At 71.9% G+C, this 21,644-nt stretch carries 24 protein-coding genes and 1 tRNA gene; 17 read left to right on the top strand and 8 right to left on the bottom strand.

Features of this window, described 5'->3' with window-relative positions:
* Positions 1–368 precede the first annotated feature (368 nt).
* A complete protein-coding gene (locus ACZ6KF_RS27815; protein WP_356635811.1) occupies positions 369–656 on the top strand; it encodes a hypothetical protein in 288 nt (95 codons plus the stop codon).
* The gene (locus tag ACZ6KF_RS27810) at positions 656–1,516 is read left to right on the top strand and encodes a Crp/Fnr family transcriptional regulator (RefSeq protein WP_356635813.1); all 861 of its coding nucleotides are present in this window, start codon (positions 656–658) and stop codon (positions 1,514–1,516) included. The genes ACZ6KF_RS27815 and ACZ6KF_RS27810 overlap by 1 nt, the downstream gene beginning before the upstream one ends.
* A 297-nt stretch (positions 1,517–1,813) precedes the next feature.
* Here ACZ6KF_RS27810 and ACZ6KF_RS27805 read toward each other — a convergent pair whose 3' ends face one another.
* Positions 1,814–3,487: a helicase HerA-like domain-containing protein gene (locus ACZ6KF_RS27805; protein ID WP_469240871.1), complete on the bottom strand. Its 1,674-nt coding sequence runs from the start codon at positions 3,485–3,487 to the stop codon at positions 1,814–1,816.
* A gap of 308 nt (positions 3,488–3,795) precedes the next feature.
* Here ACZ6KF_RS27805 and ACZ6KF_RS27800 point away from each other — a divergent pair, with 308 nt between their 5' ends.
* Positions 3,796–4,092: a type II toxin-antitoxin system VapB family antitoxin gene (locus tag ACZ6KF_RS27800; protein ID WP_004929488.1), complete on the top strand. Its 297-nt coding sequence runs from the start codon at positions 3,796–3,798 to the stop codon at positions 4,090–4,092.
* A 124-nt stretch (positions 4,093–4,216) separates the two neighbouring features.
* Positions 4,217–4,861: a LytR C-terminal domain-containing protein gene (locus ACZ6KF_RS27795; protein ID WP_469240922.1), complete on the top strand. Its 645-nt coding sequence runs from the start codon at positions 4,217–4,219 to the stop codon at positions 4,859–4,861.
* A 144-nt stretch (positions 4,862–5,005) separates the two neighbouring features.
* Here the strand turns inward: ACZ6KF_RS27795 and upp are convergent, their stop codons facing one another.
* Positions 5,006–5,641, bottom strand: coding sequence for a uracil phosphoribosyltransferase (gene upp, locus ACZ6KF_RS27790; protein ID WP_356635818.1), 636 nt, complete (start codon positions 5,639–5,641; stop codon positions 5,006–5,008).
* Between the two features lie 95 nt (positions 5,642–5,736).
* On the opposite strand from upp, the gene ACZ6KF_RS27785 reads away from it, so the two are divergent.
* The 8 genes from ACZ6KF_RS27785 (at position 5,737) to ACZ6KF_RS27750 (ending at position 10,497) form a co-directional block, all read left to right on the top strand.
* Positions 5,737–5,958 carry a hypothetical protein gene (locus tag ACZ6KF_RS27785; protein WP_356635820.1) on the top strand — a complete coding sequence of 74 codons (222 nt, stop codon included), beginning with the start codon at positions 5,737–5,739 and terminating at the stop codon, positions 5,956–5,958.
* 424 nt (positions 5,959–6,382) lie between these two features.
* The gene (locus ACZ6KF_RS27780) at positions 6,383–6,919 is read left to right on the top strand and encodes a tRNA adenosine deaminase-associated protein (protein ID WP_356635882.1); all 537 of its coding nucleotides are present in this window, start codon (positions 6,383–6,385) and stop codon (positions 6,917–6,919) included.
* A gap of 38 nt (positions 6,920–6,957) precedes the next feature.
* Positions 6,958–7,389 carry a tRNA adenosine(34) deaminase TadA gene (gene tadA / locus ACZ6KF_RS27775; protein ID WP_469240920.1) on the top strand — a complete coding sequence of 144 codons (432 nt, stop codon included), beginning with the start codon at positions 6,958–6,960 and terminating at the stop codon, positions 7,387–7,389.
* A gap of 56 nt (positions 7,390–7,445) precedes the next feature.
* Positions 7,446–7,530, top strand: a tRNA-Ser gene (locus ACZ6KF_RS27770).
* Between the two features lie 97 nt (positions 7,531–7,627).
* A complete protein-coding gene (locus tag ACZ6KF_RS27765) occupies positions 7,628–7,804 on the top strand; it encodes a hypothetical protein (RefSeq protein ID WP_356635822.1) in 177 nt (58 codons plus the stop codon).
* The gene (locus ACZ6KF_RS27760; protein ID WP_356635824.1) at positions 7,804–8,106 is read left to right on the top strand and encodes a Dabb family protein; all 303 of its coding nucleotides are present in this window, start codon (positions 7,804–7,806) and stop codon (positions 8,104–8,106) included. Before ACZ6KF_RS27765 ends, ACZ6KF_RS27760 begins: the two co-directional genes overlap by 1 nt.
* A gap of 195 nt (positions 8,107–8,301) precedes the next feature.
* Positions 8,302–9,279: an RNA polymerase sigma factor SigF gene (locus ACZ6KF_RS27755; RefSeq protein ID WP_469179323.1), complete on the top strand. Its 978-nt coding sequence runs from the start codon at positions 8,302–8,304 to the stop codon at positions 9,277–9,279.
* 306 nt (positions 9,280–9,585) lie between these two features.
* Positions 9,586–10,497 (top strand): RNA polymerase sigma factor SigF, encoded by a 912-nt coding sequence (locus ACZ6KF_RS27750; RefSeq protein ID WP_356635828.1) that lies wholly within the window; start codon positions 9,586–9,588, stop codon positions 10,495–10,497.
* Between the two features lie 189 nt (positions 10,498–10,686).
* Here ACZ6KF_RS27750 and ACZ6KF_RS27745 read toward each other — a convergent pair whose 3' ends face one another.
* Positions 10,687–10,881, bottom strand: a complete 195-nt coding sequence (locus ACZ6KF_RS27745) for a hypothetical protein (RefSeq protein WP_356635830.1) — start codon at positions 10,879–10,881, stop codon at positions 10,687–10,689.
* Positions 10,882–11,086: 205 nt separating this feature from the next.
* On the opposite strand from ACZ6KF_RS27745, the gene ACZ6KF_RS27740 reads away from it, so the two are divergent.
* The 3 genes from ACZ6KF_RS27740 (at position 11,087) to ACZ6KF_RS27730 (ending at position 15,123) form a co-directional block, all read left to right on the top strand.
* Entirely contained in the window at positions 11,087–11,584 is a 498-nt protein-coding gene (locus ACZ6KF_RS27740; protein ID WP_469179321.1) for a MarR family winged helix-turn-helix transcriptional regulator, read from the top strand.
* Between the two features lie 223 nt (positions 11,585–11,807).
* A complete protein-coding gene (locus ACZ6KF_RS27735; RefSeq protein ID WP_469240917.1) occupies positions 11,808–14,234 on the top strand; it encodes an MFS transporter in 2,427 nt (808 codons plus the stop codon).
* Positions 14,235–14,274: 40 nt separating this feature from the next.
* Positions 14,275–15,123: a YceI family protein gene (locus tag ACZ6KF_RS27730; protein ID WP_469240869.1), complete on the top strand. Its 849-nt coding sequence runs from the start codon at positions 14,275–14,277 to the stop codon at positions 15,121–15,123.
* Positions 15,124–15,391: 268 nt separating this feature from the next.
* Here ACZ6KF_RS27730 and ACZ6KF_RS27725 read toward each other — a convergent pair whose 3' ends face one another.
* Complete coding sequence (locus ACZ6KF_RS27725; RefSeq protein WP_356635838.1) at positions 15,392–16,105, bottom strand: GAF and ANTAR domain-containing protein; 714 nt, start codon at positions 16,103–16,105, stop codon at positions 15,392–15,394.
* Between the two features lie 123 nt (positions 16,106–16,228).
* Positions 16,229–16,903: a GAF and ANTAR domain-containing protein gene (locus ACZ6KF_RS27720; RefSeq protein ID WP_356635840.1), complete on the bottom strand. Its 675-nt coding sequence runs from the start codon at positions 16,901–16,903 to the stop codon at positions 16,229–16,231.
* 284 nt (positions 16,904–17,187) lie between these two features.
* Between ACZ6KF_RS27720 and ACZ6KF_RS27715 the strand changes: the two genes are divergently transcribed.
* Complete coding sequence (locus ACZ6KF_RS27715) at positions 17,188–17,544, top strand: STAS domain-containing protein (RefSeq protein ID WP_356635842.1); 357 nt, start codon at positions 17,188–17,190, stop codon at positions 17,542–17,544.
* A 30-nt stretch (positions 17,545–17,574) separates the two neighbouring features.
* A complete protein-coding gene (locus tag ACZ6KF_RS27710; protein ID WP_356635844.1) occupies positions 17,575–18,045 on the top strand; it encodes a PPOX class F420-dependent oxidoreductase in 471 nt (156 codons plus the stop codon).
* Positions 18,046–18,202: 157 nt separating this feature from the next.
* On the opposite strand, the gene ACZ6KF_RS27705 is transcribed toward ACZ6KF_RS27710, so the two are convergent.
* From ACZ6KF_RS27705 to ACZ6KF_RS27695, 3 genes are all read right to left on the bottom strand, one after another.
* Positions 18,203–18,961 (bottom strand): TetR/AcrR family transcriptional regulator, encoded by a 759-nt coding sequence (locus tag ACZ6KF_RS27705; RefSeq protein WP_469160216.1) that lies wholly within the window; start codon positions 18,959–18,961, stop codon positions 18,203–18,205.
* A gap of 40 nt (positions 18,962–19,001) precedes the next feature.
* Positions 19,002–20,549: an MFS transporter gene (locus ACZ6KF_RS27700; RefSeq protein WP_469179319.1), complete on the bottom strand. Its 1,548-nt coding sequence runs from the start codon at positions 20,547–20,549 to the stop codon at positions 19,002–19,004.
* A gap of 300 nt (positions 20,550–20,849) precedes the next feature.
* A complete protein-coding gene (locus ACZ6KF_RS27695) occupies positions 20,850–21,590 on the bottom strand; it encodes a response regulator transcription factor (RefSeq protein ID WP_356635850.1) in 741 nt (246 codons plus the stop codon).
* Between the last annotated feature and the right edge of the window lie 54 nt (positions 21,591–21,644).

Genomic DNA, 21,644 nt, shown 5'->3' with positions numbered 1-21,644 from the left:
CCGGGGAACCACCCCCGGAGGGAACCCCGACAAGCTGTCGCTGGACCGGCCAGGCACAACGTCAGCTCCGCTCAATGTAACGGCCGACACCGCAGAACCATTCCCTAGAGTTCGGGAGTGTCGAGCGTTACCCGTCAGTAATTCCCGTTCTCTATGGAATCCGAACGGCGGCACCACCCAGCAGCCGGAGCGGCAAATCCCTGTTTCAAGGGTGATGTTTCCGCGACTCATGCGCCGTGCTATATCCTGCTGGATCAAGGCGGTGTCCCTTCTTTGTCGACCTAACCACTCGACCGGGAACCGCTTATGTCCAACTTACATCGCTGGACCGGCCAAAGCTCTCGCACAACTTCAGAAGGACCGAGGAAATGGATTACCTCACGGCCGCGGTCACGATCGTTGCGATCACCGCGACAACTGCCGTACTCGTCGTCAGGACGCTGTCGTCCGCCCCCGCACGCATCGCGGTCGCGCTGGGGGCGGTCGCCGTTCTGTTCGCCGTGGTCCCCCGCATCATCGAGCCGCTCTCGACGCCGTCGGCGCCCGCACCCACGGCCACCGTGACGGTGGAGCCGGCCGCGCCCGGTGGCGCGGCCCCGGCAGCAAGCCCTTCGGTCACACCGGACGCCGGCGCAGCCCGGGGGGTGCCCTCCTGATGGGCGAGACGGAAAGGCGCAGCGCCGCCCCGCTGGCCAGGCGCGTCCCCCGGTACCGCATGAGCGGTACGCAGCCCATGGTCCTCGGCAACTCGGTGTACGCCTTCGACGCGGAGACCGGCCGGGTGGGTCACGGCCTGTCCGGCTCCCGCGCGATGCAGGCGCTGATCGACCTCAACCCGTTCCTGTCCGAGCTCTCCCCCGGTGCGCGTCACGAGTTCGCCGGCAGCCTGTCGACCCGGTCGAGCAGCCGCGGCTCCCAACTGCGGGGTTCGGTCGGTTCGACGGTCCACATAGTGCTGTCCGGTTGCGTGTACGAGGAGTCCGTCTACGGCGAGGACGCGACCGTGCGCATCCACGGGGCCGGGGCCGTCCTCGGCGTTGCCGAGATCTTCAACGAAGAGCTCCACGCACCGACGGCGCGGTGTCTCAACACCACCCTCACCCTCGCCGTCCCCCTGTCGCGCATGCGCGCCTTCGCCGAGTACAACGGCACCCTGGCGACCGCCCTGGGGAAGGTGCTGGCGGACCAGCTCGTCACGGGAGAGCGCGTCTACAACCGTCGCACCCTGCCTCCCGAGCAGCGACTCGCCGGGCTCTTCGTCCACCTTCTCGACCGGTGCGCCGTCCCCTGTGCGAGCTATGGCCGGATGATCGAGGGCCCCTCGCAGACCGACCTCGCCGACGCGCTCGGCGTCAGCCGCGCCACGGTCGAGAACGCCCTCAAGGTCCTGCGCGAGGCCGGGCTGGTCACCACCGGCTACCGCCAGTACCGATTCCCCGACGAGCGGAAGATCGCTGCGTTCGGCAGGGTCAGGAGGCCTTCCCAGACCGTCACGGGGTCGACGGAAGTCCAGTAGTCAACAATCCGCCCGGCACCCGCCTCCGGAAAACATTTTCCGGAGGCGGTTTCTTTTTCCCGCCCGCACTGCCCTTTCGTTTCTGACCCCATTGATCGATAATCACCTTGGCGTCAAGACAACCACCCTGCACTCCGCCCGAATGCAAGCCGATTCCCGCATATCCACATTCGTACGCTGTCGGGCGCTTCAAGGCTTTCGGGCGCCAAAGGCCTTTGTGGCCTTCGCCACTCGGGCTCGGGCTTGGCTCCGGTCGGGGACGGGCCGTGACCTCCCGGATCGCCCTGGCGCGGGGCCTCAGCGCCTGCGGCGGGCCGTGCCGAAGAGGGAGCGGGTGATCTCCCGGCCGAGCTGGGTGCCGACCGAGCGGGCCAGCGACCGGAACACCCCGCTGCCGACGACCTGCTCCACGACGGAGACGTCCCGGTCGTCGCGCGGTTCCCTCGTGCGCGGTTCCCTCGTGCGCGGTTCCCGCCGTTGCCGGGGCTGCTGTTCCCCGGGGGCGTCCGTCGGCCGTTTCTTCTCCGACGCCCGCTTTTCCTCCTCCGCCCGCTTCTCCTCCGACCGCGTCTCCTTCTCCGCCGCCAGCCGCTCGTGCGCCGACTCCCTGTCCACAGCCTGTGCATAGCGTCCGTGCAGCGGCGACGAGCGCACGGCCCCGTCCAGGGCGGCCGGGTCGATCGGGCCCATCAGGGACTCCGGGGCGCGCAACCGGGTCGCGGCGACCGGGGTCGGGGCCCCCTTCTCGCTGAGGACGGTGACGACGGCCTCGCCGGTGCCGAGCCCGGTGAGCAGTTCCTCCAGGTCGTAGGCCGAACGGGGGAACGTCCGCACCGTCGCCCTGAGCGCCTTCTGGTCGTCGGGGGTGAACGCGCGCAGGGCGTGCTGGACCCGGTTGCCGAGCTGGCCGAGGACGTCGGCGGGCACGTCCTTCGGGGTCTGCGTCACGAAGAAGACGCCGACGCCCTTGGAGCGGATCAGCCGCACGGTCCGGGTGATCGAGTCGAGGAACGCCTCGGACGCGTCCTCGAACAGCAGATGCGCCTCGTCGAAGAAGAAGACCAGCTTCGGCTTCTCGACGTCGCCGACCTCCGGCAGGTCGTGGAAGAGATCGGCCAGCAGCCACATCAGGAACGTGGAGAACAGCTGCGGTCTGTCCTGTACGGCGGCCAGCTCCAGGACGGAGACCATCCCGCGCCCGTCGTCCGCCGTGCGGATCAGCTCGGCCGTGTCGAACTCCGGCTCCCCGAAGAACGCGCCCGTGCCCTGCGCCTCGAACGCCGTGAGGGAGCGCAGGATCACCCCGGCCGTGGCCGTGGACACCCCGCCGAGCCCGCGCAGCTCGGCCCTGCCCTCGTCGGAGGTGAGGAAGGCGACGACCGCCCGGAGGTCCTTGAGGTCGACCAGCTCCAGGCCCTTGGCGTCCGCGTAGTGGAAGACCAGTTGGAGCGACTGCTCCTGGGTCGGGTTCAGCCCGAGCACCTTGGACAGCAGCACCGGACCGAAGCTGGTGACGGTCGCCCGGACCGGGATGCCGTGGCCGATGCCGCCTAGCGCGTAGAACTCGGCCGGGAAACCGGTCGCCGCCCACTCCTGGCGCACCTCGGCGGCGCGCGAGCGCACCGTGTCGCCCGCCTCGCCCGGCGCCGCGATCCCGGAGACGTCGCCCTTGATGTCGGCCAGGAACACGGGCACGCCCTGCGCCGAGAGCTGCTCGGCGATCAGCTGGAGCGTCTTGGTCTTGCCGGTGCCGGTCGCGCCGGCGACCAGGCCGTGCCGGTTGAGCATCGGCAGCGGGATGCGCACCTGCGCGTCGGGCAGGCACCGGCCGTCCCACAGCAGCGCGCCCAGGTCGAGGGCGGGCCCGGCGAAGGCGTAACCGGAGGCGATCCGCAGGGCCTCCTCGGGGAGGGCCTGCCCGCTGCCGGGTACGGATGCGGAGGGCGACGGCACGGTCTCGCGGTCTGTCATGGACGACCCCTCGGTCTCGCGGTCTCTCGGGCCTGTCGTCGGACTCGCCCGGTGCCGGTCCGGGCTACGGTCCGGGTGGTCGTTCTGTGCGGTCGGCCTGTGCGGTCGGTCTGCGCAGTGGGTCTGTGCAGTGGGTCTGCGCAGACGGTCCGCGCGCGGTCTGTGCGGTCGGCCGGACGCCGAACGGACACGACCGAAGCGCAGCCGATCACTTTCGCCCCGCTTCACCGCATTTACCGCGCCTTTTCCAGGGTCGCACTCGACCTCCATGGCTGCGCCCGCAACGTCGGGGCCGGTAGGCTTTCCGTGTGATCTTCAAGCGCATCGGAAACGGACGGCCGTACCCCGACCACGGCCGGGAAAGCACCCGGCAGTGGGCGGACGTCGCGCCGCGCCCGGTCCGCCTCGATCAGCTCGTGACGACCAAGCAGCAGCTCGACCTGGAAACCCTGCTCGCCGAGGACTCCACGTTCTACGGCGACCTCTTCGCGCACGTCGTGAAGTGGCGGGGCGACCTCTATCTGGAGGACGGCCTCCACCGCGCGGTGCGGGCGGCGCTCCAGCAGCGTCAAGTGCTGCACGCGCGGGTGCTCGAGCTGGACTGACGACGCCTACCGGCAACGGGTTGCCCCTTTCGGGTTCACCTGGACGGCATCGAATGATCATCTAGTAGGCATTGCCGCCCGGGCGCACTACGCTGCGCCCATGAGCATGCTGACTCCCCCCGGCATGGGCGGCCAGTACCGCATCACGGGGGACAAATACCCTCGGATGCGTCCTCCCCGCCGGCGTGGCAGGCTCGTGCTCCTGATCACCGCGTCCGTCGTCGCGCTCGGCATGCTCGGCTGGGGCACGCTCCAGCTCGTGGACGTCTTCACCGGCGGCGACCGGGCCTCGGCGGCCGGTCCGGGCGGGACCTGCGCCCCCGACGGCAGGACGAAGACCAAGACCGCGAACGCCACGGCGAACGCGGCGAGCGCGGTGAAGGACCTGCCCGCGCCCCGCACGATCACCGTCAACGTGCTCAACGCGACCACCCGCACCGGCCTCGCCCAGAAGACCGCCGACGAGCTGAAGAAGCGCGGCTTCCGCATCGGCGACGTGGGCAACGCGCCCAAGGAGTTCGACAAGAAGGTCAAGGGCACGGGCATACTCCTCGGCGCGACCGCCTCCCGCGACACCTCGCTGCCGGTCCTGGCCGGTCAGCTCCCGGCCGCCGAGCGCCGCACCGACGCCGCCCGCAAGGGCGCCGCCGTCGACCTGATCATCGGCGACGCCTTCAAGTCCCTGGCCACGAAGAAGGACGCCGACCGCGCCACGGCGAAGCTCGCCGCGCCGCAGCCGACGCCCACCACGTCGAAGAAGGGCTGCTGAGGCCCGTAGAACGGCGGTACCGGCCGGCGCTTCGAACCCGCCGGCCGCCGGGGCCCGTCGGTCGCCCGGGACCCGCCGGTCGCCGATTGCCCGGGTCCCGTCCAAGTCGACGACCGGACCCCGCCGGCGGCCCGCCCCTCCCGGCTACTCCGCCGCGCCGTACATCCGGTCGCCCGCGTCGCCGAGGCCCGGGACGATGTAGCCGTGCTCGTTGAGGCGCTCGTCGACCGAGGCCGTCACGACCGTCACCGGGGCGCCGGCCAGCTCGCGTTCCATGACCTCCACGCCCTCCGGGGCGGCCAGCAGCACCACGGCCGTGACGTCGTTCGCGCCGCGCGCGATCAGCTCCCGGATCGCCGCGACCAGCGTGCCGCCGGTGGCCAGCATCGGGTCCAGGACGTACACCTGACGCCCGGAGAGGTCCTCGGGCATACGGGTGGCGTAGGTGGAGGCCTGCAAGGTCTCCTCGTCGCGGATCATGCCCATGAAGCCCACCTCGGCGGTCGGCAGCAGCCGGACCATGCCCTCCAGCATGCCGAGACCGGCGCGCAGGATCGGCACCACCAGCGGACGCGGGTGGGAGAGCTTGACGCCGGCGGTCCGGGCCACCGGCGTGGTGATGTCGACCTGTTCGGTGCGCACGTCGCGCGTGGCCTCGTAGGCAAGCAGGGTGACCAGCTCGTCGGCGAGACGGCGGAAGGTCGCGGAGTCGGTGCGCTGGTCGCGCAGCGTGGTGAGCTTGTGGGCGACCAGGGGGTGGTCGACGACGTGGAGACGCATGTCCACAACAGTAACCGCGCTTCCCGCCGCCGCGCTCTGGCGTCAAACCCGCCGTCCGGGGGAAGGTGAGAGGGACGGACTGGGGTGGTGTGCCTATGCCTGACCTGCCTGACCTGCCCGACCGCGACACGCGGGAGGGCGAGCGCGTACGGCGCGATCCGCCGGCGCGGGAGACCGACGCCGAGCGCAGGCGGCGCCGGGCGCAGTTCCTGCGGGATCTCGCCGAGGCCCGCGAACTGCGCGACCGGGTGCAGCCGCGCCGGGCGAAGACGGCCCGGCTGCGGCACGCGATGCGCATGCGCACGTTCCGCTGGTAGCCGGCGCCGCTGGTAGCCGGCGCCGCTGCTCGCCCGCGCCGCTGTGGCCCGCGCCGCCGGCGGCCCGCGCCGCGCCCAGGGCGAGCGCTGCAATCGTGCCCTCCGCCGGGACCCCCGCCGGGAAGAAGCGCGCCGCGTGGGATCGTTGCGGGGGTGGGCGTGCGTGAGGAAGACGTGAAGACGCGTACGATCCGCAGGTGGCGGCAACAAGTGCGCTGGTGAGTCGTTCGTGAGCCGTTCACAGGCGTGCCTGTGGGCATGCGATCGAAACTGCCGGACACAGGGAGCCGAAGACGTCCCCTGAACGCATTGTTTCTGCCACGATTCCGAGTGGGTGGGGCTCGGAGCCCGAGCTCTCCCCGCCCGCAGACCTCCGCCGGGGGGACCCCCAACCGGCACACCTATGACCAGTGGGAGAGTCACGGTGTACTTCGCCGCACTGCTCGCGCGCACCGAAGACGGGTGGGAAGCGAGCGACACGGAGCTCGACAATGTGGAGACCCTGTCGGATCTGGCCGACCTGGCCCGGGAAGCCTCTCCCGACGAGGACACGGTGCTCGTCCTGATCGAGCAGGAGGACGCCTGGTTCGGCGTCGTCCGGGTCGACGGCGAGGACGACCCCCGGATCTACGTCTCGGACGCCGCCGCGGCCGCCCGCAGCAGCTACGGGGAGATCCTGCTCACCGACGAACTGCTCGGCAGGGAGCCCGGCGACGACGTCGCCGACCTGGACTCCCTCGACCTCGACGGCACCGAGGACGGCGACTCCGACGACGCCGGACCCGACGACGACGTCGCCGGAGCCTCCGGCGAGGCCGTGCCGCACGGCCCGGTCGGCGACGCGGGCATCCTCGACGACCTCGGCGTCACCGAGAAGGAGCTGCGGTCGCTGTCGGAGGACGCGGTCACCGAGATCGCGGAGGCCCTCGGCGCCTCGGAGACCCTGGAGACCGTCCGCTGACCGTTCCCGACCCGGTGCGCGACCCCTGGCGGGACGCGATGCGGCTCGCCCTCGACCAGGCCGAGTCGGCCGCCCGGGGCGGCGACGTCCCGGTCGGCGCCGTCGTCCTGGCCGGCGACGGCGCCACCGTGCTCGCCACCGGCCACAACGAACGCGAGGCCACCGGCGACCCGACGGCGCACGCCGAGGTCCTCGCCATCCGGCGCGCGGCCGACGCGCTCGGCGAGTGGCGGCTGACCGGCTGCACGCTCGTCGTGACCCTGGAACCCTGCACGATGTGCGCGGGCGCGATCGTGCAGTCCCGCGTCGACCGCGTCGTCTACGGCGCCCGCGACGAGAAGGCGGGGGCGGCCGGCTCCCTGTGGGACGTCGTCCGCGACCGGCGGCTCAACCACCGACCCGAGGTGATCGAGGGCGTGCTCGCCGAGGAGTGCGCCGGGCGGCTGACGGCGTTCTTCCGGAACCGCTGACCAGCCCTCCCCAATCGATTTCAAACCATGCCGCACCTTGCTGTAAGGTCTCCCTCGGTAGCGTGTCCGAGCGGCCGAAGGAGCTCGCCTCGAAAGCGAGTGTGGCGCAAGTCACCGAGGGTTCAAATCCCTCCGCTACCGCTCTGGAAGGACCCCGTCGTCAGGCGGGGTCCTTCGTGCGATCATGGCGCGCGACCGGACAGTGGGCAGGGGCAGGCACAGGACAGGGGAGGCCGCCGTGGCGGTGAACGCCAAGAAGATCGCCGTCTACGTACTCGTGGTCTTCGTGCTGTACTTGATCATCACTGACCCGGCCAAGGCCGCCGACTACGTCCAGATAGGGTTCGAGGGCATATCGGACGCCGCCAAGGCCCTCGGCGACTTCGCCACCTGGGTCGCCAACGGAGGTAAGTGATGATCCGCCATCTGGTGCTGTTCAAGCTGAACGACGGCGTGGACCGCGACGACCCGCGCGTCGTGGCGGGCGTCGACGCCTTCCGCGCGCTGGACGGAAAGATCCCGGAGATCCGCTTCTGGGAGCTGGGCTGGAACGTCAGCGACCGGCCCATCGCCTACGACTTCGCCATCAACTCGGCCTTCGACGACGCGGACGCGCTGCGCCGGTACGTCGAGCACCCCGAGCACCAGGCGGGCGTCGCCCTGTGGCGGGAGTTCTCCACCTGGGTGATCGCCGACTACGCGTTCCCGGCTGCCTGACGGACGTCCCGCCGACCCCTGGTCCGCAGCCCTCGGGCCCCGGCCCCGCACCGAACGGTGCGGGGTCTTTTTGTGTCATATGCCTCAACTCTCCCTCAACACGGCGTTATGCGGTGCTTGCACACAGTGCACATGTCTTGTGATGCTATGACCGCTTTTGACGGATGATTGACCGATGAAGAGGTGGCGTTGACCGTGTCGGCCAGTACTGCGCCGCCCCAGGAAGAAGCTCCCGCCGCGACTCCGGAAAACACCGCGCCCGCAAGAACGGCCGAGAACGCCACGCCCGCCCCGACCACCGAGAACGCCCGGACCGCCGAGAACGCCGAGAACGCCCGGACCGCCGAGAACGCCGACAACGACCCGACCGCCGAGGACGCCGAAGCCGTCGCCCTCACGCCCGCCAAGCGCCGGGGCGCCGACACCCGGGCGCTCACCCAGGTCCTCTTCGCCCAGCTCAAGGATCTCGAGCCGGGCACGCCGGAGCACAACCGCGTACGCGGGGCGCTCATCGAGGCGAATCTACCGCTCGTGCGCTACGCGGCCGCCCGTTTCCGCTCCCGCAACGAGCCCATGGAGGACGTCGTCCAGGTCGGCACCATCGGTCTGATCAACGCCATCGACCGCTTCGACCCGGACCGGGGCGTGCAGTTCCCGACCTTCGCGATGCCGACCGTCGTCGGCGAGATCAAGCGCTACTTCCGCGACAACGTCCGCACCGTGCACGTACCGCGCCGGCTGCACGAGCTGTGGGTGCAGGTCAACAGCGCCACCGAGGACCTCACCACCGCCTTCGGGCGCTCCCCGACGACCGCCGAGATCGCCGAGCGGCTGCGCATCACCGAGGAGGATGTGCTCTCCTGCATCGAGGCGGGCCGCTCCTACCACGCCACCTCACTGGAGGCCGCCCAGGAGGGCGACGGCCTGCCCGGGCTGCTCGACCGGCTCGGTTACGAGGACCCGGCCCTGGACGGCGTCGAACACCGCGACCTCGTACGCCACCTCCTCGTCCAGCTCCCCGAGCGGGAGCAGCGGATCCTGCTGCTGCGCTACTACAGCAATCTGACCCAGTCACAGATCAGCGCGGAACTCGGCGTATCGCAGATGCACGTCTCCCGGCTACTGGCACGCAGCTTTCAGCGGTTGCGTTCGGCGAACCGGATCGAGGCATAACCGGCCCTTCCAACCCGCCCCGTGGAACCGGCGCACAACCGAAAGCGGGAGCGAGGGGTAACCGGCACGAGCGAATCGCCCACCTGGGCCGTTGCCCCGTCATGAGCACCGAAAGGCCGTCAGACCCCTTTTGTCCAGGGGGGATTCGCGTTTCACATGTCGACATGTCTCTACAGCGTGTTGCCGACATGTGACATTCTGCCGGAAGCGCGTTTGCCGGTGCCCCGGCGCCGGTATTCAGGTGAAGGCTGCGTTCCTCGCATGGGAACGTCCGCCGCGACCGTCCCGCGACCCAAAGGGGGTGGCATGTCCGCAGATCAGGGCAGCTCGAAGGTGCTCACGCTCACCAAGAGCGCGGCAGCGCCCGAGGCGCTCGACGCGCCCGGCGCGCTCGACCCCATCGACGACGTCCCGGCCCTCGCCGCCCCGCCGGTCCCGGCGCTCCCGGCCTCGGGATCCATCGACACCCGCACCCTGTCCCGTTCCCTGTTCCTGCGGCTCGCCGCACTCGACGAGGACAGCCCCGAGCGCGCGTACGTCCGGGACACCCTGATCGAGCTGAACCTCCCCCTCGTGCGGTACGCGGCGGCCCGCTTCCGCTCGCGCAACGAGCCCATGGAGGACATCGTCCAGGTCGGCACGATCGGCCTGATCAAGGCCATCGACCGGTTCGACTGCGAACGCGGCGTGGAGTTCCCGACGTTCGCGATGCCGACCGTCGTCGGCGAGATCAAGCGGTTCTTCCGCGACACCTCCTGGTCGGTGCGTGTGCCGCGCCGGCTCCAGGAGCTGCGGCTGGCGCTGACCAAGGCCAGCGACGAGCTGTCCCAGAAGCTGGACCGCTCCCCGACGGTCACCGAACTGGCCTGCGTGCTCGGGGTGTCGGAGGAGGACGTGGTCGACGGTCTCGCCGTCGGCAACGCCTACACCGCCTCCTCGCTGGACTCGCCCGCCCCCGAGGACGACGGCGGCGAGGGCTCCCTGGCCGACCGCCTCGGCTACGAGGACGCGGCGCTGGAGGGGGTCGAGTACCGCGAGTCCCTCAAGCCACTGCTGGCCAAGCTGCCGCCCCGCGAACGGCGCATCATCATGCTGCGCTTCTTCGCCAACATGACCCAGTCGCAGATCGGCGAGGAGGTCGGCATCTCGCAGATGCACGTCTCCCGACTGCTGACCCGCACCCTCGCCCAGCTGCGCGAGGGCCTCATCTCCGACTGATCGACCCGTCGGCCGACCGGAGGCTTCCGGCCTCCGGCTCTGCTCACCCTCACGACGACGGCCGCCGCGGCGCTCGGCAGAGCACTGGGCGGCCGTCCTCCGTCGGCGGCCGTCGTCCGCTGGCGGTCGTCGTCCGTCGGCGGTCGTCGTCCGTTGGCGGTCGGCGGAGTGCGGGCGGGCGCGGGCGGGTTACTTCAGCGCCAGCCAGGCCACCGCCGCCACGACGGCGATCACGGCGACGACACCGATGATCAGGCCGATGCGCGGCCCCGCCGAAGCCGCCGGCTGCTGCTGGGCCTGGGGAGACTCGTCGACGAACGCGCGGAACATCTGGGTGCTGCCCGCGGGGTCGTAGTTGCCCTGGGGGTTCTGGGAGTTGGCCATGCCCCGAGACCCTAGCGAAGACCCGGGGCGGGACCAAGGGCGGGGTGGAGCGGCGTCCACCTGCGTCTTCACATCCGCCGATCCGTCGCTTTGCCAAGTTTTTATGCCCTGGTCGCCCGGATTCATTTGCCTGTAGCAACCAACGGAATCTATGGTTGCTCTAAGCAACAAATGAGGGCGAGGCCACGGAGAGGGCGGCGGGATCATGGCCGAGCAGGCGCAGTACGTGGAACTGGCACGTCAGTTCAGCGCCTTCGGTGCCGTGAAGCGCGAGATGGCCCGGGCGCTGCCGGCCGACTGCCCCACCGGGTCCGCCGCCGTGCTCGCCCTGCTGGGTCGCCACGGCGACATGCGGATGAGCCGGCTCGCCGAGCTGATGAGCGTGGACATGTCGGTGACCAGCCGCCATGTGGCGCACGTCTGCGAGCGCGGCTGGATCGAACGCTCCCCCGACCCGTCCGACCGGCGCTCGCGCATCCTGCGCCTCACTCCTGCCGGCCGGACCCGGCTCGACGAGCTGTCCCGGCGGACCGGCCGGCTGCTCGCCGATCGTCTCGCCGACTGGTCCGACGACGAGGTCGGCCGGCTCGTCCAGCTCATGACTCGCCTCCGCGCGAGTTTCGGCGACTGCCGAGCCGCACCGGCCGGGGCGCCGCACCGACCGCTCGTGACGGCAGACCCCCCGCCCGTGACGGCGGAGTGACCGCCGAGCTGACGGACCCCCAGCCCGTGACGGCGGAGTGACCGCCCGCGGTGGCGACCGGCCGCCCGCGCCGACGCAGTGACGGCCGCACCCCGCACCCGGACCCCCACACCGACGACGCAAGAGAAGGAAGCCCATGGCAACCACCACACCAACCGGTGTGCGGGCTCACGCCAAGCACGGGGGCGGCGCCCAGCACCCCTCCCCCGGCGGCGGCGAGGCGATGACCCACCGGCAGATCATGGAGGCGCTCTCCGGGCTGCTGCTCGGCATGTTCGCCGCCATCCTGTCCTCGACCATCGTCTCCAACGCCCTGCCCGAGATCATCCAGGACCTCGGCGGCGGCCAGAGCGCGTACACCTGGGTCGTCACCGCAGCCCTGCTGGCGATGACCGCCTCCACGCCCCTGTGGGGCAAGCTGGCCGACCTGGTCAGCAAGAAGGCGCTGGTGCAGCTGGCCCTGTGCGTCTACATCGCCGGATCGGTGCTCGCCGGTCTGTCGCAGAACAGCGGCATGCTGATCGGCGCCCGGGTCGTCCAGGGCCTCGGCGCCGGCGGTCTCGCCGCCCTGGCGCAGATCATCATGGCCGCGATGATCTCCCCGCGGGAGCGCGGCCGGTACTCCGGCTACCTCGGCGCGACGTTCGCCGTCGCCACCGTCGGCGGTCCGCTCCTCGGCGGGGTGATCACCGACACCAGCTGGCTCGGCTGGCGCTGGTGCCTCTACGTCGGCGTGCCGTTCGCGCTGATCGCCATGCTGGTCCTGCAGAAGACGCTGCACCTGCCGGAGACGAAGCGGAAGGTCAAGGTCGACTGGGCCGGCGCCTTCTTCATCACCGCGGCCGTCTGCCTGCTGCTGATCTGGGTCACCTTCGCGGACGACAAGTACGCCTGGCTGTCCTGGCAGACCGGCGCCATGGTCGGCGGTGCGGCCGTGCTGACCCTCGTCTTCCTCTTCGTGGAGACCAAGGCCGCCGAGCCGATCATCCCGCTCCACCTGTTCCGCAACCGCACCATCAGCCTGGCGTCGGTCGCCTCGCTGTTCGTCGGCATCGCGATGTTCGCGGGCACCGTCTTCTTCAGCCAGTACTTCCAGCTGGCCCGCGACAAGTCCCCGACCATGTCCGGCGTCATGACGATCCCGATGATCGCCGGTCTGTTCGTCTCCTCGACGGTCTCCGGCCAGATCATCACCAAGACCGGCAAGTGGAAGGCGTGGCTGGTCGCCGGCGGCCTGCTGCTCACGGCGGGCCTGGGCCTGCTGGGCACCATGCGCTACGACACCGACTACTGGAGGATCGGCGCGTACATGGCGCTGATGGGCCTCGGCGTCGGCATGATGATGCAGAACCTGGTGCTCTCCACGCAGAACCAGGTCGCCCCGCACGAACTCGGCGCGGCCAGCTCGGTCGTCACCTTCTTCCGCTCCCTCGGCGGCGCGGTGGGCGTCTCGGCGCTCGGCTCGGTGATGTCGACCCGGATCACCCACTACGCCGAGGACACCATCGGCACGCTCGACCCCGCCTCGCAGCGGGCCGCGGGCCAGGCCGCGGGCAGCGGACAGATCCCCGACATGGACCTGCTGCCCGCCCCGATCCGCACGTGGCTGGAAAGCGCCTACGGGCACGGCATCGCCGACGTCTTCCTGTACGTCACCCCGATCGCCTTCCTGGCCTTCCTGGTGACGCTGTTCATCAAGGAGGTCCCGCTGCGGACGTCCGGCGCGCTGGTCCAGGCCGCGGAGGCGGCGAGCGGGGCGACGGGCGATGCAGCGAGCGGGGCGACGGGCGATGCGGCGAGCGGGGCGGCGAGCGGTGCGAAGACCGACACGCCCGCACCAGCACCCGTACCGGCGCAGGCGCCGGCCCCGGCCCCGTCCTCCCCTGCCGCCGGCATACCCGTCACCGGCCGGATCCACGGCGCCGAGAGCGCCCCGGTCGCCGGTGCCGCCGTCACCCTCATCTCCCTGACGGGCCGCCAGCTCGGCCGGTCGGTCGCGCGACCCGACGGCGCCTACACGCTCGACGCGCCCGGCGCCGGCACCTACGTCCTGATCGCCTCCGCCGACGGTTTCCAGCCACAGGCGTCCACGATCGTCGTGGGCGAGGACCCGCTGTCGTACGACGTCCTGCTCAGCGGCACCGGCGGGCTGGCCGGCCTGGTCCGGGCCGCCGAGGACGCGCGGCCGGTGCCGGGCGCGATGGTGATCGTCACCGATGTGCGGGGCGACCTGCTGGCGAGCACGGCGACCGGGGAGCGGGGCGAGTTCGGCTTCACGGAGCTGGTGCCGGGCGCCGTCACCGTCGCGGTGAACGCCGCCGGGTTCCGGCCGCGCGCCCTGCCCGTCGAGGTGGGCGGCGCGGGGACCACCCGGATCGAGGTCGGCCTCGAAGCGGGCGCCCGCGTGCGGGGCGTCGTACGGACGGCGCACGGTCCGCTGGCCGACGCCCGGGTGACGCTGGTCGACGCGGCGGGCAACGTCGTCGGCGCCGCGACGACCGGCGCGGACGGGGCGTACGCCTTCACCGATCTGGACGCCGGCGAGTACACGGTCGTGGCGACCGGTTACCCGCCCGTGGCCACGGCGCTCACGGTCGCCGGGCCCGGCGTCGACGACCACCACACCGAGCTCGCCCACCCCGGCGAGTAGCCACCGGGCACGAGGAGCCGACAGCGATGGGACTGCAGCCATGGGACTGACCGCCGCCACGGGACTGACCGCCACGATCCGCACCCGCGACGGCTGGGGCGTGTCGCACGCGGTCGTCACGGTCACGGACGCCAGGGGCGCGCAGGTGCTGCGCGCCGAGGCGGACGCCGAGGGGGCCGTCCGGGACGGGACGCCGCTGCAGCCGGGGGCGTACACGGTCGTCGTCACGGCGGTCGGGTACGCGCCCGCCGCCGTGAGCGCGATCGTCACCGCGAGCGGACGGGCGGAGGTCGGGACGGTGACGCTGGCCCGGCAGGGCGGGGCGCAGCTGCCGCCGCCGGGGACGTGGACCATCGACCCGGCGCACTCGAGCGTGGCCGCGGTGGCCCGGCATTTGGGGATCTCCAGCGTGCACGGGCGGTTCACCGACTTCTCGGGGACGATCGAGATCGACCCGGTGCGGGTCGCCCGGTCCCGGGTGACGGCGGTCGTCCGGGCGGCCTCGCTGGACACGGGCAACCGGACGCGGGACGCCCATCTGCGGTCGGCGGACTTCCTGGACGTCGACCGCCACCCGGAGATCGTCTTCCGTTCGACGGTCCTGACCCCGGCCGGCCCGGACCGCTGGACCCTGCGCGGCGACCTCTCCCTGCACGGGGTGGTCCGCCCGGTCGACCTCGACCTCGTCCACCTCGGCACCGGGCCCGACCCGTGGGGCGGCACCCGCGTCGCCTTCCGCGCGACGGCCGAGCTGCGGCGCGAGGACTTCGCCATGCACTACAACCAGGTCGTCCAGGCCGGGATCGCCGCCATCGGGACGACACTGCGGGTCGAGCTGGACGTGCAGGCGGTACGGGGGGAACCGCCCGCCGTGCCGGGGGCGGCCTAGAACGCCGGTCCGGTGTTGTCTGCCCGGAGCGGCCCGGCAACGCCGGTCCCGTGTCTGCCGGGGGCGGCCCCATGGGATAGCCGGTTCGGTGCCGGCCCGGGACTGCTGCCTACGAACGCCGGTCCCGTGCCGGGGTCCGGGGTGCTGCCCAGGAACGCCGGTCCCGTGCCGGGGCCCGGGGGTGCTGCCCAGGAACGCCGGTCCCGTGCCGGGGCCCGGGGGTGCTGCCCAGGAACGCCGGTCCCGTGCCGGAGCCCGGGGGTGCCGCTCAGGAACGCCGGTCCCGTGTCTGCCGGTTGCCGCCGGAGACCCGGGCCACCAGGTCGGAGCAGAGGTCGCGGAGCTTGACGTTGCGGTCCTGGGAGACGCGGCGCAGCCGGGCGAGCGCCGCCTGGGCGTCGACCCGCTCCTGCGCCATGAGGATGCCGACGGCCTGGTCGATGACGCTGCGCGAGAGCAGCGCCGTGCGCACGTCGGCCGCGGTGGTGCGCTCCTGTTCGATGCGCAGGGCGATGTCGATGGCGTCCGTCGCCCGCTCCGCGAACCGCAGGGCCGCCTCCCGGCCGCGGCCCAGCGCGCCCGGCTCGGTGCCGTAGAAGTTCAGCGCGGCGCCGGTCCGGCCGAGGGGTATGGAGAGCGGCAGCGCCAGCACGCAGCGGACGCCCGTGGACAGCGCGTACGACCGGTAGCCCGTCCAGCGGCCGTCCGTGGCCAGGTCGGCGGCGTACTGCTCGGCGCCCGTGTCGGCCGCCTCGACGCAGGGCCCCGAGCCGTTCTCGTACTGCCGCTGGTCCAGTCCGCTCGGCATGCCGGAGCTGCCGGCCAGGGTGAGCAGCCGGTCGGCGCGGCGGACCGTGATGCTGCACGCGGCGGCGCCGGGCACCGCCTGGACGGCACGGTCCGTCAGGTCCCGCAGCAGTGTGTCGAGTCCACTGCTGCGGGCCATCGCCTGGTCCAGCGTCTCGGGCGTCTCAGGACTCATGACCGTACGGATATCCCGGAAACGCCCTCGCAAAAGGGCGGGCGCCGGACCGGCAGAGCGCCGGCTGCCGGACCGGGAAGGGGCCGGGCAAGGGGCCGGGCAAGGGGCCGGCCGCCGGACCGCCTACGGCGCCGCGTCCTTGGTGCGGTGCCGACCGACGATGCGGCGGGCGAGTTCGCGCAGTTTGACGTTCTCCCGCTGTGAGGCGCGCACCAGGCTCTCGAACGCCTCCGCCGCGTCGATGTCCAGGCGCTCCATGAGGATGCCGGTGGCCTGCCCGATCAGGTCGCGGGTGCGCATGGCCTCGGTGAGCTGCTCGCGCACGGTCGCCGAGTCGAGGGCGATGCTGACGTGCGCGGTGAACAGCCGGCCGACCCGGACGGCGGCGTCGTCGAAGGCGTGCGGCTTGCGGGCGTAGGCGGTCAGGACGGTCAGGCTGCGGCGGTCGGCGCGCAGCCGGAGCGCGAGCGCCGACCGCAGGCCCACGGCGGCGGGCGCGCTGCCGCCGTCCTCGGCCTCGCCGTCGCCGAGCCGCACGACGGGGGAGTTCCACAGCTGCGCCCAGTACGGGGGCCGGTCACGCTCGTCGGGCGCGGCCTCCTCGGCGGTGCGGACGACGTCGTCGGTCCAGGCGACGGTACGGCGGTGGTCGCCGCGTTCGACCACGGAGATCCCGGCGTGCTCGGCGCCGGGGAGCAGATGCACGGCCAGCCGGACCGCGGTGCGCAGGGTGTTGTGCGGGGTGACCGTCTCGTGCAGTTGCTGAGCCGCCACCGTCAGTGCATCGGCCAGCTCCATGCCAGCCGTAAAACGGGGCAAACCAGAAAACTCGGACGTAGACACCACGAACCTCTTCTACAAGCACGGCTTCAGGCCGTGCGCAGGAGAGCTCCGCAGCACATTCCCGACTGCGAGCACAGGACGAGCAGCACTTTATCTGCTCTGTTGCGACGAGGTGACGCCCGGCTGACGGTAGCTTCGGAGACCTTTGAAGTCTTCGGCGGGCGTGGTGGAATGGGCCCGACGGGTCAGGAATCGGCCCCAGCGCAAGCCGGAGTCCGCCCCTTCGTCAGGTGAGTGCCGTGAAGTTCTTCCCGAGCCCGTGCCGGGTGCGCGATCTGCCCGGGCACGCCCTGCTCGCCGTCCTGCCGACCGAGATCGACGTGTGCAACGCCCCCGCCCTCTACACCGCCGTGGCCTCCGCGGCCGACGCCCGCGCCCGGCGGCTGCGGATGCTGGTGCTGGACCTCACCGGCACCGAGTTCATGGACTCCCAGGGCGCCCGTCTGGTCCAGGACATCCACCAGCACCTCGACGACGGCGTCCGGCTGCGGGTCGTCGCGGAACCGGGCGGGCTGCCGGGCCGGGTCCTGGAGGTGACCGGGGTCCGCCGGGACGTGCCGGTGTACGACGACCTGACGGAGGCGCTCGCCGCGTGAACCTCCCCGGCCGCGCCTAGTCTTGCCCTCATGGCACCCAACATCGCGACCAACACCCGCGTCTCGCTCGAGGAACTGCTGGACTTCGTACGGCCCCGGCACCGCGCCCTGCTCATCACCCGCCGGGCCGACGGCGACCCCCAGGCGTCGCCGCTGACCTGCGGGGTCGACGACTCCGGCCGGATCGTGATCTCCACCTACCCGGAGCGCGCCAAGACCCGCAACGCCCGCCGGGACCCCCGGGTGAGCGTCCTCGTGCTCAGCGACGACTGGAACGGTCCCTGGGTGCAGGTCGACGGCACGGCCGAGGTGATCGACGTCCCGGACTCGGTGGAGCCGCTCGTGGAGTACTACCGGAACATCGCCGGGGAGCACCCGGACTGGGACGAGTACCGGGCGGCGATGATCCGGCAGGGCAAGTCGATCATCCGGGTGACTCCCGAGCGGTGGGGTCCGGTGGCGACGGGGGGCTTCCCGGCGCGGCTGGCTCCGCAGGAGTAGGCCCGCACCGGCAGGGGGGCGGCGCGCGGGCGGAAGGAAGCGCTACGGCTCACCCGTGAGCGACCGTCGCCGGCAGCGGGGCCCCACGGTCCACGGCCCACGGCCCACGGCCCACGGCCCACGGCCCACGGCCCACGGCCCACGGAAACCGTACGGCTCACCCGCGGGCGGCCATCGCCTCGATCCCGGCGATCAGCAACTCCAGCGCGAAGTCGAAGTCCCGCTCCAGCATCTCGGACACCGTGTCGCCGCCGCGGGCCGCCATGATGTCCCGCGACTGCTCGACGGCGCCCGACGCGGCCGGGTCCTCGGTCACCGCGCGCATGGCGTGCCGGTAGTAGTCGTCCGGGGTCATCCCGGCGTCGGCGGCGCGGGCGAGATAGTGGCCCTCGATGGTGCCGTAGCCGTAGACGAACTGGAAGACCGCTGAGAGCGCCCCCGTGACCCCGTGGGCGGGCAGCCCGGCCCGGCGGATCACGTCCTGCACGGTCCGCGAGAAGGCCCGCGCGTGGGGCCCGATGTTCAGATACCGCCCGGCGAGCGGCGACAGCCACGGGTGGCGGACCAGCAGCGACCGGTACTCCCCGGCCAGCGCCCGCAGCCGTTCCCGCCAGTCGTCGCCGTCCGCGTCCGGCAGCCGCAGTTCGCCGAAGGCGGCGTCGAGGGCGAGTTCGAGCAGGTCGTCCTTGGTGTCGACGTACCAGTAGACGGACATCGCGGTGACGTTCAGCTCCGCGGCGAGCCGGCGCATGGAGAACTTCGCCAGCCCCTCCGCGTCCAGCAGCCGTACGGTCGCCTCGGTGATCCGCTCCCGGTCGAGACCCGACGGCTGGCCACCGCCCCGCCTGCCCCCGCGCGCCTGTCCCGCCAGCCAGACACTGGGCCGAGCCGCACCCTTCCCAGCAGCCTTCACCATGGGCTGTACCTTCCTCGGCTCGCGGTAACTGCTCATGATGCTAGGCGTCCACGCTCCCCTGGACGCCCCTCTTCTCCGCCCGCCACAGCAACCCCGCCGCCACCAGCCCGCCGAGCAGCACGGCCACCGCCCCCACCAACTGGCTGACCTCCAGCCCCGACGAGAACGCCGCCACCACCCGCGCCCGCTCCTGTCCCGACCCGGCCGCGGCCAGCGCCGCCGGCAGCGAACCCGCCCCCACCGCGACCAGCGCGGCGAACCGCGCGTTGAGCACGGCCCCCAGAACCGCCACCCCGAGGCCGTTGCCGAACTCGGCCAGCGTGCCGTTGATCCCGGCCCCGACCCCCGCCTTGGCGGGCGGGATCGCGCTCATCACGGCGTGGGCCATGGCCGGGTTGGCGACGGCGCACCCCGCCCCCACCAGCACCAGCCCGCACAGCGTCCCCGCATACCCGCCCGAGGTGACCACCGCTATCGTCGCCAGCCCCGCCGACATCAGCACCATGCCCAGCGCCACGGACACCGGCGTCCCGAGCCGCGCCGTCCACCGCGCCGACAGGCCCGTGAAGTTCAGCGCCACGACCGTCAGCGCCAGCGGAGCGGTGCGCAGCCCCGCCTCCAGCGGTCCGTACCCGAGCACGAACTGCAGATGCTGCGTCAGCAGGAACAGCGCCCCGCCCATCCCGAAGGTGATCAGTACCGCGCCCGCGACCGCGCCCGTGAACCGCCGGTCGCGGAAGAAGCCGAGGTCGAGCATCGGGTACGGAATCCTGCTCTCCCAGTAGGCGAACGCGCCCAGCACGGCCACCGCCACGCCGCCGCTCACCAGCACCCGCTGCGACGTCCAGCCCTCCTCCGGGCCGGAGATGATCGCGAAGACCAGGGAGCCCATGCCGATCGTGGAGAGCAGCGCGCCGAGCAGATCGGGCCGGTCGCCCCGCGGGTTCTTCGACTCCGGGACGAGCGCCACCACCGCGACCAGCCCCAGCGCCACCACCGGCAGGTTGATCAGGAATATCGCGCCCCACCAGAAGTGGTCCAGCACGAACCCGCCGACCAGCGGCCCGGTCGCGAAACCCAGCGCGTTGACCGCGCTCCAGATGCCGATCGCCCGGACGTGCTCCTCGGGCGTGAACACCTGCATCACCACGGCCAGCGTGGTGGTCAGCAGCAGCGCCCCGCCGACGCCCATCCCGGCCCGCGCGGCGATCAACTGGGCCGTGGAATCGGCGAGTCCCGCCACCAGCGAACCGGCGCCGAACAGCACCAGGCCCGTCAGCAGCATCTTCTTGCGCCCGTAGCGGTCGGCCGCGCTGCCCGCGCTCAGCAGCAGACCCGACTGCACCAGCGAGTAGGCGTTGATCATCCACTGGATGTCGGACGTGGCCGCGCCCAGCTCCGCGGTGAGCGAGGGGATGGCCACGTTCAGCACGGTGTTGTCGAGCAGCACGGTGAGCTGGGCGAGACAGATGACGCCGAGGATCAGCCAGCGCTGCGGATGCCCGCCCGCGGGGACGGCGGCGGGCACCGGAGGATGCGCCGTGGACGATGCCTCGGTGGGCTGGGGAGGCGAGGGTGACGTCGACATGCCATACACCGTAGAACAGTTCCCATACGCCGTACAACGACGATTCCCGCCGCACGGGCCGATGGCCCCGCGCGGCGGGAATTCCTGTGCCGAAAGGATCAGTCGTCGGTGCCCGTGGGCCGGGTCAGGCCGGGGAAGGTGGCCGAACCCACCGTCACCCCCTCGTGGATCCCCTGGCCCCAGGCGCTGATCTGCGTGGACGTGCCGGTGCCGGAGCCGCCCGCGCCACCGCCCGTGCCGTGCGCGCGAGAAGCCGGCCGCGGTCCCGCCGGCCGCGCGGACCCGGCCGCCGTCGCCCGCTCATGACGCCGCGGGCTTGATCAGATAACCGGCCCCACGCCGGGTGTGGATCATCGGCTCCCGGCCGGCGTCGATCTTCCGCCGCAGGTAGGAGATGTACAGCTCGACCACGTTGGCCTGGCCGCCGAAGTCGTACGACCACACCCGGTCGAGGATCTGCGCCTTGCTCAGCACCCGGCGCGGGTTGCGCATCAGGAAGCGCAGCAGTTCGAACTCGGTCGCGGTCAGATGGATGTTCTGACCGGCCCGCGTCACCTCGTGGCTGTCCTCGTCCAGAGTGAGGTCGCCGACGACGAGCAGGGACTCGGACCGCCGGTCGGCGGCGCCGGAGCGCCGGATCAGCCCGCGCAGCCGGGCGACGACCTCCTCCAGGCCGAACGGCTTGGTGACGTAGTCGTCACCCCCGGCCGTGAGCCCGGCGATCCGGTCCTCGACGGCGTCCTTCGCGGTCAGGAACAGCACCGGCACGTCCGGCAGCTCCCGCCGCAGCCGCCCGAGGACGGTCAGCCCGTCCATGTCCGGCAGCATCATGTCGAGGACGACGGCGTCGGGCCGGAACTCACGCGCGGCCCGGATCGCGCCGTTCCCGTCGGCGGCACTCCGGATCCGCCATCCCTCGTAGCGCAGGGCCATGGACAGCAGCTCGGTGATCGACAGCTCGTCGTCCACCACCAGCACCCGGACGGGGCTCCCGTCCGGCCTCAGCAGTTCGGTACGCCCCTGGGGCGCGGTCGTGGTCATGCAACCACCGTGTCGGCGTGCTCTGAGAGACCCCTTTCGGAAACCTGTGATTTC

The sequence above is a fragment of the Streptomyces sp. NPDC046379 genome (assembly GCF_055587785.1).
Note: the sequence above shows the minus strand (reverse complement) of the source record. Positions and strands in the feature narration are given on the sequence as shown.

Excerpts from the sequence above, each read along its gene's own strand:
- ACZ6KF_RS27815 (WP_356635811.1), top strand. The coding sequence starts at position 369 with ATGGATTACCTCACGGCCGCGGTCACGATCGTTGCGATCACCGCGACA.
- ACZ6KF_RS27810 (WP_356635813.1), top strand. The coding sequence starts at position 656 with ATGGGCGAGACGGAAAGGCGCAGCGCCGCCCCGCTGGCCAGGCGCGTC.
- ACZ6KF_RS27805 (WP_469240871.1), bottom strand. The coding sequence starts at position 3,487 with ATGACAGACCGCGAGACCGTGCCGTCGCCCTCCGCATCCGTACCCGGC.
- ACZ6KF_RS27795 (WP_469240922.1), top strand. The coding sequence starts at position 4,217 with ATGGGCGGCCAGTACCGCATCACGGGGGACAAATACCCTCGGATGCGT.
- upp (WP_356635818.1), bottom strand. The coding sequence starts at position 5,641 with ATGCGTCTCCACGTCGTCGACCACCCCCTGGTCGCCCACAAGCTCACC.
- ACZ6KF_RS27785 (WP_356635820.1), top strand. The coding sequence starts at position 5,737 with ATGCCTGACCTGCCTGACCTGCCCGACCGCGACACGCGGGAGGGCGAG.
- tadA (WP_469240920.1), top strand. The coding sequence starts at position 6,958 with ATGCGGCTCGCCCTCGACCAGGCCGAGTCGGCCGCCCGGGGCGGCGAC.
- ACZ6KF_RS27760 (WP_356635824.1), top strand. The coding sequence starts at position 7,804 with ATGATCCGCCATCTGGTGCTGTTCAAGCTGAACGACGGCGTGGACCGC.
- ACZ6KF_RS27750 (WP_356635828.1), top strand. The coding sequence starts at position 9,586 with ATGTCCGCAGATCAGGGCAGCTCGAAGGTGCTCACGCTCACCAAGAGC.
- ACZ6KF_RS27745 (WP_356635830.1), bottom strand. The coding sequence starts at position 10,881 with ATGGCCAACTCCCAGAACCCCCAGGGCAACTACGACCCCGCGGGCAGC.
- ACZ6KF_RS27740 (WP_469179321.1), top strand. The coding sequence starts at position 11,087 with ATGGCCGAGCAGGCGCAGTACGTGGAACTGGCACGTCAGTTCAGCGCC.
- ACZ6KF_RS27735 (WP_469240917.1), top strand. The coding sequence starts at position 11,808 with ATGACCCACCGGCAGATCATGGAGGCGCTCTCCGGGCTGCTGCTCGGC.
- ACZ6KF_RS27730 (WP_469240869.1), top strand. The coding sequence starts at position 14,275 with ATGGGACTGACCGCCGCCACGGGACTGACCGCCACGATCCGCACCCGC.
- ACZ6KF_RS27725 (WP_356635838.1), bottom strand. The coding sequence starts at position 16,105 with ATGAGTCCTGAGACGCCCGAGACGCTGGACCAGGCGATGGCCCGCAGC.
- ACZ6KF_RS27720 (WP_356635840.1), bottom strand. The coding sequence starts at position 16,903 with ATGGAGCTGGCCGATGCACTGACGGTGGCGGCTCAGCAACTGCACGAG.
- ACZ6KF_RS27710 (WP_356635844.1), top strand. The coding sequence starts at position 17,575 with ATGGCACCCAACATCGCGACCAACACCCGCGTCTCGCTCGAGGAACTG.
- ACZ6KF_RS27705 (WP_469160216.1), bottom strand. The coding sequence starts at position 18,961 with ATGGTGAAGGCTGCTGGGAAGGGTGCGGCTCGGCCCAGTGTCTGGCTG.
- ACZ6KF_RS27700 (WP_469179319.1), bottom strand. The coding sequence starts at position 20,549 with ATGTCGACGTCACCCTCGCCTCCCCAGCCCACCGAGGCATCGTCCACG.
- ACZ6KF_RS27695 (WP_356635850.1), bottom strand. The coding sequence starts at position 21,590 with ATGACCACGACCGCGCCCCAGGGGCGTACCGAACTGCTGAGGCCGGAC.